Origin of the sequence: Roseburia yibonii (assembly GCF_014297335.1) — a bacterium.
Taxonomy (GTDB): domain Bacteria; phylum Bacillota; class Clostridia; order Lachnospirales; family Lachnospiraceae; genus Roseburia_D; species Roseburia_D yibonii.
In genome coordinates this window covers 228,938-242,358 of the sequence record NZ_JACOQH010000004.1, presented here as the reverse complement: position 1 = coordinate 242,358, position 13,421 = coordinate 228,938, and the positions used below count along the sequence as shown (strand labels likewise).

At 50.6% G+C, this 13,421-nt stretch carries 11 protein-coding genes; 10 read left to right on the top strand and 1 reads right to left on the bottom strand.

The features are described from left to right. Positions 1–6: 6 nt before the first annotated feature. The 4 genes from H8Z76_RS07810 to H8Z76_RS07795 are packed head-to-tail and all read left to right on the top strand — an operon-like array spanning position 7 to position 5,333. Positions 7–1,947, top strand: coding sequence for a glycoside hydrolase family 127 protein (locus tag H8Z76_RS07810; RefSeq protein WP_186982150.1), 1,941 nt, complete (start codon positions 7–9; stop codon positions 1,945–1,947). 22 nt (positions 1,948–1,969) lie between these two features. Then, entirely contained in the window at positions 1,970–3,508 is a 1,539-nt protein-coding gene (locus H8Z76_RS07805; protein ID WP_186982148.1) for a glycoside hydrolase family 43 protein, read from the top strand. Positions 3,509–3,544: 36 nt separating this feature from the next. Continuing rightward, positions 3,545–5,056: an alpha-N-arabinofuranosidase gene (locus H8Z76_RS07800; RefSeq protein ID WP_147619398.1), complete on the top strand. Its 1,512-nt coding sequence runs from the start codon at positions 3,545–3,547 to the stop codon at positions 5,054–5,056. Positions 5,057–5,084: 28 nt separating this feature from the next. Beyond that, complete coding sequence (locus H8Z76_RS07795) at positions 5,085–5,333, top strand: DUF6171 family protein (protein WP_147619400.1); 249 nt, start codon at positions 5,085–5,087, stop codon at positions 5,331–5,333. 60 nt (positions 5,334–5,393) lie between these two features. Here the strand turns inward: H8Z76_RS07795 and H8Z76_RS07790 are convergent, their stop codons facing one another. Next, entirely contained in the window at positions 5,394–6,344 is a 951-nt protein-coding gene (locus H8Z76_RS07790) for an ArsR/SmtB family transcription factor (protein WP_147619402.1), read from the bottom strand. Positions 6,345–6,596: 252 nt separating this feature from the next. Between H8Z76_RS07790 and H8Z76_RS07785 the strand changes: the two genes are divergently transcribed. The 6 genes from H8Z76_RS07785 (at position 6,597) to H8Z76_RS07760 (ending at position 13,409) form a co-directional block, all read left to right on the top strand. Further along, complete coding sequence (locus tag H8Z76_RS07785) at positions 6,597–7,709, top strand: GntR family transcriptional regulator (RefSeq protein WP_147619404.1); 1,113 nt, start codon at positions 6,597–6,599, stop codon at positions 7,707–7,709. Between the two features lie 56 nt (positions 7,710–7,765). After that, on the top strand, positions 7,766–9,262 hold the full coding sequence (araA, locus tag H8Z76_RS07780) for an L-arabinose isomerase (protein WP_147619406.1): 1,497 nt from the start codon (positions 7,766–7,768) through the stop codon (positions 9,260–9,262). Between the two features lie 96 nt (positions 9,263–9,358). After that, positions 9,359–10,012 carry a fructose-6-phosphate aldolase gene (fsa, locus tag H8Z76_RS07775; RefSeq protein ID WP_147619408.1) on the top strand — a complete coding sequence of 218 codons (654 nt, stop codon included), beginning with the start codon at positions 9,359–9,361 and terminating at the stop codon, positions 10,010–10,012. Positions 10,013–10,032: 20 nt separating this feature from the next. Continuing rightward, positions 10,033–10,869 carry a transketolase gene (locus tag H8Z76_RS07770; protein ID WP_022515896.1) on the top strand — a complete coding sequence of 279 codons (837 nt, stop codon included), beginning with the start codon at positions 10,033–10,035 and terminating at the stop codon, positions 10,867–10,869. Further along, a complete protein-coding gene (locus tag H8Z76_RS07765) occupies positions 10,857–11,798 on the top strand; it encodes a transketolase family protein (RefSeq protein WP_186982147.1) in 942 nt (313 codons plus the stop codon). Before H8Z76_RS07770 ends, H8Z76_RS07765 begins: the two co-directional genes overlap by 13 nt. Positions 11,799–11,816: 18 nt before the next feature. Then, entirely contained in the window at positions 11,817–13,409 is a 1,593-nt protein-coding gene (locus H8Z76_RS07760; protein ID WP_330595019.1) for a xylulokinase, read from the top strand. Positions 13,410–13,421 lie beyond the last annotated feature (12 nt).

Genomic DNA, 13,421 nt, shown 5'->3' with positions numbered 1-13,421 from the left:
GGCAACATGAACCAGAGGAGAAGGAATGTTTTACCATTAAATAAAGTTAAGGTGGATGATTTTTTCTGGAATAAGTATACCAGACTTGTGACGGATCAGATCATACCGTATCAGTGGGAGGCGTTAAATGACTGCGTTGAGGATGCGGAGCCGAGCCACTGTATCAAAAATTTTGAGATCGCGGCGGGGCTTCGCGAGGGAGAATTTGAGGGCGCTGTTTTTCAGGATACCGACCTTGCCAAGTGGCTTGAGGCGGTCGCGTATTCGCTTGCCTATGAACCGGATGCCGAGCTGGAAAAACGCGCGGACGCGATGATCGATCTGATCGGAAAGGCGCAGCAGCCGGACGGATATCTGGATACTTACTTTATCATCAAAGAGCCGGATAAGAAATTCTGCAATCTGAGAGAAGGGCATGAGCTTTATACCGCAGGACATTTTATGGAGGCGGCGGTTGCCTATTATCAGGTGACCGGAAAAGAGAAATTCCTGCACATCATGCAGCGTGTGGCGGATCTGATCTGTGAGGTATTTCACCAGGAAGCCTTTCAGCAGGCAGTACCGGGCCATGAGGAGGTGGAGATCGGGCTGATCCGGCTGTATCAGGTGACCGGAGAGCGGCGTTACCTTGAGATGGCAAAGGATTTTGTGGACCGGCGCGGAACGGAGCCGAATTATCTGATCCATGAGAGCGAAAAGGAGAGCTGGATCGATATCTTTAAGGATGTCAATCCGTTTTTCCCGCAGTATTCCCAGTGCCATAAGCCGGTGCGTATGCAGGATACGGCAGAAGGCCATGCGGTGCGCGCGGTGTATCTTTACTGCGCGATGGCGGATCTCGCGTATGAATATCAGGATGAGGGACTGCTTCATGCCTGCGAAAAACTCTATGACAACATCATAAAAAAGAGAATGTATCTGACCGGCGGGATCGGAAGCTCCGGCGCGTATGAACGGTTTACCACGGATTACGACCTGCCGAATGATACCAATTACGCGGAGAGCTGCGCGTCGATCGGGCTTGCGCTTTTTTGTCGAAGAATGCTTGCGATTACCGGAGAAGAAAAATATGCGGAGACGATGGAGTGTGCATTGATGAATACAGTGACTGCCGGGATCGCACTGGATGGAAAAAGCTTCTTTTATGTAAATCCGCTGGAAGTCTGGCCGGATAACTGTATGGATCACACTTCCATGGCACATGTGAAGCCGGTACGCCAGAAATGGTTTGGCTGCGCATGCTGTCCGCCGAATATCGCGAGGACACTGGCGTCCCTCGGAGAGTATGTGTACGCGACCCAAGAAAATGATCTGTGGGTCAACCTTTTTGTAGGTGGAGAGGCAGAGGCCTCTTTTGGCGGAATCCCGGTAAAAGCAGAGGTTGAGACGCGTTTCCCGTTTGAAGGGAAAGTGAAACTTGCGCTGACTGCAGAGAAGGAAGCGAAAGGAACGATCCGGCTTCGCATTCCGTCCTATGCAAGTGAAATTTCACTGAGCTGTGATGGGAAAACGGTCACGGCAGAAGCTGGAAGCTATGCGAAGATCCCGTTTGAGGGGACAAAGAAAGAGATAACCCTTTCCTTTGTGATGCCTCCACATTTTGTCTATGCGAATCCCAAGGTGCGCGCGGACGCCGGGAAAGTGGCAGTGAAACGGGGACCGCTCGTATATTGCATGGAACAGGCGGATAATGGGGAAAACCTGTCGAATCTGTTTGTGGATACCACAGTGGAACCGGTTGTAACGTATGAAAGCGGTCTGCTCGGCGGAACAGATGTCATCAGACTTTCCGGGAAGCGCATGGACGCGGAAGCGTGGAGCTCGGATGCGCTGTACGCGGAAAAGCGTGTACCGTTAAAAGAGACAGAACTGACCCTGGTACCTTACTGCTACTGGGGAAACCGAAAGACCGGAGAAATGCAGACCTGGATGAAGTTCCTGCAATAGAAGGAGAAAGGAAGGTTGTGCGGTGGAAAGAAGAAAAACACTATGCGCAGTCGGAGCGGTTGCGCTTGCGGCAGTGCTTGCCGGCTGCGGGGATGTGACGGACAATGAGGTGCCGGTGGATCAGGTGAAAAAAGGTTCGGTTCATGCAGGCGCGGCGATCCATGACCCGCAGCTTCTGGTCGGAGAGGACGGAACTTATTATCTGTTCGGGAGTCATATGGCGGCAGGAACATCGGAGGATCTGGTGAACTGGGACAGTTTTGCGGATGGAGTGAGAAAGAGCAATCCGCTTTTTGACAATCTGTTCGACGAAGAGAAAGCGGCATTTTCCTATGTCGGGAAAAATGAGGACGGCGGCTATTCTGTCTGGGCGCCCAATGTGATCTACAATAAGGCGATGGGCAAGTATGTGATGTATTTTTGTACGACCTCGAGCTACATCAAATCAAACCTCTGTTTCGCGACGGCGGATGATCCGAAAGGTCCCTATACCTATCAGGATACGATCCTTTATTCCGGGTTTACGTCACAGACGGCAAAACAGACGGATTTTTATGACGTCATGGGTGAGGATGTAAAGATCACAGACTATGTAAAACACGGGGGATTTAACAATATTGACTGGCCAAACTGCATCGACCCCGCGGTGTTTTATGATGCGGATGGAAAAATGTGGATGGTCTACGGTTCCTGGTCCGGCGGGATTTTCCTGCTGGAACTGGATGAGGAGACCGGATATCCGATCCATCCGGAGACGGATGAGGCGGACAATGTCAATAAATATTACGGAAAGCGGCTCTGCGGCGGCGGACACAATTCCATCGAGGGGCCGTATATCCAGTATGATGAAAAGAGCGGTTATTATTATCTGCTCGTATCCTACGGCGGACTGAACCGGGATGGCGGTTATCAGATCCGGGAATTCCGCTCGGATCAGGTGGATGGTACCTATGTGGACGCAAAGGGACAGGAGATGCAAAAGGTCTTGGATCATTCCGGATATGGGGTGAAGATGATGGGCAACTATACACTGCCAAGTCTCGATGTGAGCTATATGGCACCGGGCGGACAGTCGGCGTTTACCGATACCGACGGAAAGATGTATGTGGTCTACCATCAGCGTTTTGATGATGGCACGGAGGGGCATGAACCGCGTGTACACCAGCTTTTTGTGAATGAGGACGGCTGGCTTGTGGCAGCACCCTTTGCGGCATCGGGGGAGACTTTGAGTGAGAAAGGCTACCGGCAGAAAGATCTGACCGGAACCTATTATATCTTAAATCATGGAACCGGGATCAATGCGAAGGTCAAAAAGGGAAAAGAGGTCACGCTGCATGCGGATGGAAATATAGACGGCAGTCTGGAAGGCTCTTTTTCGGTGGAAGATGGAAGCAATTATGTGACAGTGACAGAAGACGGCGTGGATTATAAGGGCGTGATCATTGAAATGGATGATGAAGCCGGAAATCCGGTTTTATGTTTTTCGGCTGTCGGAGATAACAATGAGACGATCTGGGGCGTACATTATCTGAAGGAACACACGGCGTCCTATATGCAATGACTGATCACGCAAAAAGTAGAAAGAGAGGGAAAAACTATGGCAAAATTACTGATCAATGAAAACAAGATGGAGGGAACGATCGCACCGGAGATTTACGGACATTTCAGCGAGCATCTGGGCAGATGTATCTATGAAGGGCTTTATGTGGGAGAAAACTCGGAGATCCCGAATGTCAATGGGATGCGCTGTGATGTGGTGGACGCGTTAAAGGAGATCAAAGTTCCGGTACTGCGCTGGCCGGGCGGATGCTTTGCGGATGAATATCACTGGAAAGACGGTATCGGACCGAAAGCAGGACGTAAAAAAATGATCAATACACACTGGGGCGGCGTTGTGGAGGACAACAGCTTCGGAACACATGAGTATTTCGAACTCTGCCGCCAGCTCGGATGCAAAACCTATGTAAACGGAAACCTGGGAAGCGGCACGGTGCAGGAGATGTCCGAGTGGGTAGAGTACATGACGTTTAACGGTGTTTCCCCGATGGCAGATTTAAGAAAGCAAAACGGACATGAGGAACCGTGGAAAGTGGATTACTTTGGCGTCGGCAATGAAAACTGGGGCTGTGGCGGAAACATGACACCGCAGTATTATGGAAATGAATACCGCCGCTATCAGACTTACGTCCGCAACTATGACGGAGCGGCTCCGATCAAAAAGATCTGCTGTGGCGCGAACATCGATGATTACCACTGGACAAAGAATGTGCTGGATGTGGCGTTTGACCACACACCGGAACAGCTCCATGGATTTATGGACGGTATTTCCCTGCATTACTATGTACATCCGGAGGGATGGGAGATCAAGGGAAGTGCAACCGATTACGATGAGGAAGTATGGTATAAGACGTTAAACAAGGCATATTACATGGAGACGCTGGTAAGACGTCACAGTGACATCATTGACCAGTACGATCCGGACAAAAAGGTCGGACTTATGGTAGATGAGTGGGGAACCTGGTTTGCCTGCGAGCCTGGAACCAATCCGGGATTCTTATATCAGCAGAGCACCGTGCGTGACGCTCTGGTGGCAGGTGTGACCTTAAATATCTTTAACAAGTACTGTGACCGTGTCAAGATGGCGAATATCGCGCAGATGGTCAATGTGCTTCAGGCCGTGATCCTGACCGAGGGTGAGAAGATGGTAAAAACACCGACCTACCATGTGTTCCATATGTACCGTCATCATCAGGGCGCGGAGCTTTTAAACAGTACACTGTCCGGAAGCGGAGAGGTTGGACCGGAAGAGTGGCGCGTACCAAATATTACAGAGTCTGTTTCCCGTGACAGGGATGGCGTGATCACGATCACATTAAACAATCTGTCCGCGACAGCGGCAGAAAAAGTGGAGATCGCTTTTGCGGATCATGGTAAGAAATATGAGGTTGTGGAAGCAAATATTGTGACCGATAAACAGATGCAGGCGCACAATACGTTTGAAGATCCGGATCATGTGACAGAACAGGCATTTACCGGATATGAGGTAACTGCGGATGGAATTACGGTAACTCTGCCGGCGTGCAGCGTGACAGAGATCCGCGTAAAATAGCAAAACGCGAAGAAAAAGAGGGATCGGAATGGAGAAGCGGATCTGCCGGAAATGCCTGCTTCAGGACATGGAAGGCGAAGAGGGCAAAGCATATGTAAAAAAATACATAGATATTCTGCGGGAGGCGGACCGCGCGGAGGACGCGCTCTATGAGAAACGTCTTATGACGTGCCGTTCCTGTGATTATCTGACGGAGGCGACCTGTCAGGCATGCGGCTGTTATGTGGAACTGCGCGCGGCGGCAAAACGGGCGGGTTGTCCCTATAAGAAATGGTGATTTCTGCTAATAAAAAATTGCTCAGACCTTACGGTCTGGGCAATTTTTGTCTGGGGAGTTTCAATCCCTTTCTTTCTGGCCGGTTGTCTCATTTTCCATAGGCGCGTAATTGATGCTGATCTGGATATCCTGGCTGTAATTGCCGAAAGATTTTCCAAAGATCGTAAGACCGCCCACATGTTCCGCGTTCTCGTCCACGCCGAGGCGCAGCTTGATCGTGCTGCGGTAATCCAGATCAAACTGGTTGATCGTGACATCGGAGATCTTTAACCCGTCAATGAAAGTGCCGTAGCGGTTGATGACAAGAAGCTTTAAGAGCCCGTACTGATTCCAGTTCGGATACCACCAGTCCGGGGTGAAGATGCCCTTGACATTGCCGCCAAAATCGCCGGGAGAAGTCCAGGAACCGATAAACACGTCATTTAAATAAAAACTGATGTCGGAAGGCCAGACGTCATTGACACCGGGAGCTTCCGAGCTTAACTCCGCCGAGATCGTGAGCTGCGTGATCTTCTGGGAGAACGGGATAAAATTCGGGATCAGGTATTCCACATATCCCTTGGTAAACCAGAGGATGTCCGCATTGTAGCGATCCGGATGGGCAAAGTAGCGCGGGTCGTCCACCTCGCCGATCAGCACGTTTGGTGTCGCAAGTCCGCAGGTCGGATAGACGTTATAGTCCGAATAATGTCCGACCTTGACTTCGGTATTATATACATTTTCAGATTCTTCCGGGGGCTGGAGTTCGATCAGGATCTTATCGACATGAATAGAACAGATCTTCTGATTGCCATGACCGGCGGATTCATTGGATGTCGTGACGATGCCGCAGGATTCCAGCTTCTTGATATGGCTGGTCAAGGCACCGTTTGTGATGTTTAATTTATTCGCCAGTTCGTTCATGTTCATACTCTTGTTTTCCAGAAGTAATTTTACGATTTCCACACGGATTTCAGAGCCAAGTGCTTTGAAAATATCGAGGCCGTCATCTAAAGATAAAATATGAAGCATATTGTGTACCTCCTTCGTGAAATGCAAGCCGGTACGGATGTACATTTCTAATAAATAAATTATAAGGTTTTTCAAAAATCCGGTCAATACGAAATACAGCATTTTTGAAAAAATATTAAAGAAGTTTAGAAAAATATAAAATATTACGTGACAAGTCATCGGAATGTGGTAAAATAAGTACAAGTAGAAGTACAAGTTTACAATGTGACGGATCCGTGAGCGTGATCCGCGAAGAATTGTGAGGAAATGCCTATGCTGGAAGAGGAAAATACAAAGAAGCTGAAATATTACAAGTTGATGGAAGAACTAAAGGAGCAGATCGTAAGCGGAAAACTGCGGGCGGGGGACAAACTGCCCTCGGAGAATGAACTCTCCAGGGCTTACGGTGTGAGCCGCCAGACCGTGCGCAAGGCGCTGCTCATTTTGGAAAACGCGGGTTATATTTATGCAGAGCATGGAAGGGGGACGTTCTGCTCGGAACTGGTGCGCCATACAAGAACATCCAAAAACATTGCCGTGGTGACGACCTATCTGTCCGATTACATCTTTCCGCGCGTCATACAGGGGATCGATCATGTGATGACGGAAGCGGGGTACAGCATTCTGTTAAAGAACACCAAAAATTCCAGAAGACTGGAAGCGAGATGCCTCGAGGAACTGTTGAAAAAAGACATCGACGGGCTGATCATCGAACCGAGTAAGAGCCAGATCTACTGCAGACATATGAACCTGTACCAGAAGCTCGATGAATTTCAGATCCCGTATGTGTTTATCCAGGGATGTTTCCGGCAGATGGAGGATAAGCCGCAGATTCTGATGGATGATTGCAAGGGCGGCTATCTGATCACGAAGTATCTGATCGGGCTTGGACACCGTGAGATCCTAGGTGTGTTTAAGGCGGATGATACACAGGGGCAGAACCGGCATAAGGGGTATGTGCGGGCGCTCCAGGAGGCAGGGCTTTCCTATGATCCGGATCATGTCGTGTGGTTTTACACGGAGGATCGGGCGATCCATCCCTATGAGCGGATCCGGCAGATGGCAGAAGCGGGAGAGCAGATGGACGCGGTGGTCTGCTACAATGACCAGATCGCGGTGGAAGTGATCCGGGCGCTGACGGAAGCCGGCCGGTCGGTTCCGGATGATGTCTCGGTTACCGGATACGACAATTCCTTTATTGCGGAGAGCAGCGCGGTGAAGCTTACCACGATCGCGCATCCGCAGGAAAAACTCGGGGAAATGGCTGCGGAGATGCTGCTTTCCCTGATGCGTGACGGACAGCCGGCAGGTGGAAATGACCGGATTCTGATCGAACCGGAGCTGGTGATCCGGGACTCCTGTAAAAGCAGAAAAAACAACTTGTAAAGACGACAATACAAGTTGTAAGATAAAAACAAACAGATAATCAGGAGGGATTTTACATGTTGTTACAAAAACAGTATAAATTTTGGTTTTGCACAGGATCACAGGATCTGTATGGGGATGAATGTTTAAGAAAAGTTGCGGAGCACGCAAAGCAGATCGTGGACGAGTTGAACAAGTCAGGGGTACTTCCGTTTGAGGTGGTATGGAAACCGACGCTGATCACCAATGAGCTGATCCGCAGAACATTTAACGAGGCAAATACCGATGAGGAGTGCGCGGGCGTGATCACCTGGATGCATACATTTTCACCGGCAAAATCCTGGATCCTCGGATTGCAGGAATACCGGAAACCGCTGCTTCATTTACATACACAGTTTAATGAGGAGCTTCCGTACGATACGATCGACATGGACTTTATGAATGAAAACCAGTCCGCGCACGGAGACCGTGAGTATGGCCACATCGTGAGCCGCATGGGCATCGAGCGCAAGGTCGTTGTCGGACACTGGGCAGACAGACAGGTGCAGGAGCGGATCGCATCCTGGATGCGCACGGCAGTCGGCGTGGTGGAGAGCAGCCATATCCGCGTGATGCGTGTGGCAGACAATATGAGAAACGTAGCGGTCACCGAAGGCGACAAGGTGGAAGCGCAGATCAAATTCGGCTGGGAAGTGGATGCGTATCCGGTCAATGAGATCGCGGAATCCGTTGCAGCAGTGTCCGCATCGGATACAAATGCGCTGGTAGATGAATATTATGACAAATACGAGATCCTCTTAGAGGGCAGAGATCCGGAAGAATTCAAACGCCATGTGGCAGTGCAGGCACAGATCGAGCTTGGCTTTGAACGTTTCTTGCAGGAAAAGAACTATCAGGCGATCGTAACACACTTCGGCGATCTCGGCGCGTTAAAACAGCTTCCGGGACTTGCGATCCAGAGACTGATGGAAAAAGGCTACGGCTTCGGAGCGGAAGGTGACTGGAAAGTGGCTGCCATGGTGCGCCTGATGAAAGTCATGACTGCGGGAATGAAGGACGCGAAGGGAACTTCCATGCTGGAAGATTACACATACAATTTCGTAAAAGGAAAAGAAGGCATTCTGGAAGCGCATATGCTTGAGATCTGCCCGTCCATCGCTGATGGACCGATCAGCATCAAGTGTCAGCCGCTTACGATGGGCGACCGTGAAGATCCGGCGCGTCTGGTATTTACGTCCAAAGAAGGAAAAGGAATCGCAACATCCCTGATCGATCTTGGCAACCGTTTCCGCCTTATCATCAATGATGTGGACTGCAAAAAGACCGAAAAACCAATGCCGAAGCTTCCGGTAGCGACCAATTTCTGGACACCGCAGCCGGATCTGTATACCGGCGCGGAAGCGTGGATCTTAGCCGGCGGCGCACATCACACCGCGTTCACCTATGACCTGACTGCAGAGCAGATGGGCGACTGGGCAGCAGCGATGGGCATCGAAGCTGTCTACATCGACAAAGATACGAATATACGTGACTTCAAGAAAGATCTTATGCTTGGAGACATTGTATATAGATAACCCTACAAAACCCTTACCCGGCAATTCTGCTGTACATTCCCCTGTGCGGCAGAATTGCAATATGGAAAAACATGAAAAAGAAAAGAGGAAAATGTTATGAAATTTTTTATTGATACAGCAAATGTGGAAGATATCCGAAAAGCAAATGACATGGGCGTGATCTGCGGCGTTACCACAAATCCGTCCCTGATCGCGAAAGAGGGCAGAGACTTTACCGAAGTCATCAAAGAGATCACATCCATCGTGGACGGACCGATCAGCGGTGAGGTAAAAGCGACCACCACAGACGCGGAAGGCATGATCAAAGAAGGACGCGAGATCGCGGCAATCCATAAAAACATGGTCGTAAAGATCCCAATGACCGTAGAAGGCTTAAAGGCAGTGAAAGCACTCTCCGCAGAGGGGATCAAGACCAACGTCACACTGATCTTTTCAGCAAACCAGGCACTGCTCGCAGCAGAGGCAGGGGCAACCTATGTATCTCCGTTCCTTGGAAGACTTGATGATATCAGCCAACCGGGGATCGAACTCGTGCGCACGATCGCAGAAATCTTTGACATCTACGGCTATGAGACCGAGATCATCGCGGCATCTGTCCGCAACCCGATCCATGTGACGGACTGCGCGCTTGCGGGAGCGGATATCGCAACGGTTCCGTACAAGGTGATCGAGCAGATGACAAAACATCCGCTGACGGATCAGGGCATTGAAAAATTCCAGGCGGATTACCGCGCGGTATTTGGCGACTGATCGTAACGGAGGAGAAAAATATGACAAATCAGGAATTGAAAGAGACTGCCGTAGAGATCCGAAAAGGGATCGTGACAGCGGTACACAGTGCAGCGTCCGGACATCCGGGCGGCTCTCTGTCTGCGGCAGATATTTTTACTTATCTGTATTTTGAGGAGATGAACATCGATCCAAAAGATCCAAAAAAGGAAGACCGTGACCGTCTGGTATTGTCCAAAGGACATGTGGCGCCGGGACTTTACGCGACATTAGCGCAGAGAGGATATTTTCCGAAAGAGGATTTAAAAACGCTGCGCCATACCGGTTCTTATTTACAGGGACACCCGGATATGAAGCATATTCCGGGCGTGGATATGTCGAGCGGCTCTCTCGGACAGGGACTTTCCGCAGCAGTCGGAATGGCGCTTGCCGGGAAAATGAAAAAGAAAGATTACCGTGTCTATGCGGTGACCGGAGACGGCGAGATCCAGGAGGGACAGATCTGGGAAGCTGCCATGTTCGCGGGAGCGAGAAAACTGGATAATCTGGTGGTGATCGTAGATAACAACAATCTGCAGATCGACGGCGCGGTTTCGGACGTATGCTCCCCGTATCCGATCGATAAAAAATTTGAGGCATTCAATTTTCATGTGATCAACATTGACGGCAATGATTTTGACGAGATCCGGGCTGCGTTAAAAGAGGCGCGGGAGACCAAGGGAATGCCGACAGCGATCATTGCAAAAACGATCAAAGGCAAGGGCGTATCTTTTATGGAAGACCAGGCAGGATGGCATGGCAAGGCGCCAAATGATGAAGAATACCGGATCGCGATGGACGAACTGGAGAAAGCAGGTGAAGCATTATGCCGGAAATAAAGAAGATCGCGACCAGGGAGAGCTATGGGAACGCGCTGGTCGAACTGGGAAAAGAAAAAGAGGATCTGGTCGTGCTGGACGCGGATCTTGCGGCAGCGACCAAGACTGGGATTTTTAAGAAAGCATTTCCGGAGCGTCATATCGACTGCGGGATCGCGGAGGCGAATATGACCGGTATCGCCGCAGGCATGAGCACCTGCGGATATGTGCCGTTTATCAGCACATTTGCGATGTTCGTCGCCGGACGTTCCTTTGAGCAGGTCAGAAATTCCATCGGCTATCCGCATCTGAATGTAAAGATCGGAGCGACACATGCCGGTATTTCGGTCGGTGAGGACGGAGCGACACACCAGTGCAATGAAGATCTTGCCCTGATGCGAGAGATCCCGGGCATGGTAGTAATAAACCCGTCGGATGATATCGAGGCGAAAGCGGCGGTGCGTGCGGCATATGAGCATGCAGGGCCGGTCTATCTGCGCTTTGGCAGACTGGCGGTTCCGGTGATCAATGACCGTCCGGATTATCACTTTGAGATCGGAAAAGGCGTTGTCTTAAAAGAGGGAACAGACGTGACGATCTTTGCGACCGGACTTTGCGTCAGCAGTGCCCTGGAAGCGGCAGAGAAACTGAAAGAAGACGGAATCGACGCGGAAATTGTGAATATACATACCATTAAACCGATTGACCGGGAACTGGTGATCGCGTCGGCGAAAAAGACCGGAAAAGTAGTGACGGCAGAAGAACACTCCGTGATCGGCGGACTGGGCAGTGCGGTGGCAGAGGTACTTTCCGAGGAAGCGCCGACGAAGCTTTTACGCATCGGTGTAGAGGACGTGTTCGGAGAATCCGGACCGGCAAAAGAACTGGTTGCGAAATACGGACTGGACGGAAACGGAGTTTATGAGAAGGTAAAAAAATTCGTAAAATAAATGCGGAGGGAAATGACTATGGGAGCAAAAGAAGATATTTTAGCGGGAAAGACTGCGCTTGGTATCGAGTTTGGTTCAACCAGGATCAAGGCGATCCTGATCGGAAAAGACAATACGCCGATCGCGTCCGGAAGCCATGAATGGGAGAACCAGCTGGTCGATCACATCTGGACCTACAGTTTGGATGCGATCTGGGAAGGACTGAGAGACTGCTATCAGAAAATGGCGGCGGACGTGAAAGAAAAATACGGCGTGGTATTAAAAAGCGTCGGCGCGATCGGGTTCAGCGCGATGATGCATGGCTATATGGCATTTGACGCGGCGGGAGAGCTGCTCGTGCCATTCCGCACCTGGCGGAACACGATCACGGAGGAAGCGGCAGAAAAGCTGACAGAGGCATTTTCCTATAACATACCGCAGCGCTGGAGCATTGCGCACCTGTATCAGGCGATCTTAAACAAAGAAGAGCATGTAAAAGATGTGGCATTTTTTACCACGCTTGCAGGCTACATCCACTGGAAACTTACCGGGCGAAAAGTTTTGGGAGTCGGCGAGGCATCCGGTATGTTCCCGATCGATATCCATACCAGAAAGTTTGATGCCGGCATGATCGAAAAATTCGACGAGATGACGGCGCCGTATGGTTATTCCTGGAAGCTTGAGGAAATACTGCCGGAGGTGCTTGTGGCAGGAGAAGAAGCCGGAACCCTTACAGATGAGGGCGCAAAGCTTTTGGATGTGAGCGGAAACCTGGAAGCCGGGATCCCGGTCTGCCCGCCGGAGGGAGATGCCGGAACGGGAATGGTCGCGACAAACAGCATAGCGAAGCGCACCGGAAATGTATCCGCGGGTACTTCGGTGTTCGCGATGATCGTACTGGAAGAAGAATTAAAGAACGTGCATCCGGAGATCGACCTTGTGACAACACCGACCGGAAATCTGGTCGCGATGGTTCACTGCAACAACTGTACGTCCGATCTGAATGCCTGGGTAAACCTGTTCCGGGAATTCGCGGAGAGCTTCGGCATGGAAGTGGATATGACAAAGTTATTCTATGTGCTTTACAATAAGGCACTTGAGGGAGACGCGGACTGCGGCGGACTCATGGCATACAATTATTTTTCCGGAGAGCCGGTGACCGGCTTCGAGGAAGGAAGACCACTTTTCGCGCGCACGCCGGACGCAAAGTTCAATCTGGCAAACTTCATGCGTGTCCATCTGTTTACGTCTCTTGGCGTGTTAAAGACAGGACTTGACATTCTTTTAAAAGAAGAAAATGTGAAGGTGGATAAGATCCTGGGGCACGGCGGACTCTTTAAAACAAAAGGCGTCGGACAGAGCATCCTTGCGGCTGCCATGGATACGCCGGTCACAGTGATGGAGACTGCGGGAGAGGGCGGTGCCTGGGGAATTGCGGTGCTCGCTTCCTATATGAAAAACAAGGCAGAGGGCGAGACACTGGACGCATACCTCGACAACAGGGTATTTGCCGGACAGCAGGGTGAGACACTTGCCCCGAAAGCGGACGACGTAGCAGGATTTGACGCGTTTATGGAGCGTTACGGCAAAGGACTTGCCATGGAGCGCGCAGCAGTGGATTCCATGCGGTAGGCAAAAAGAGAG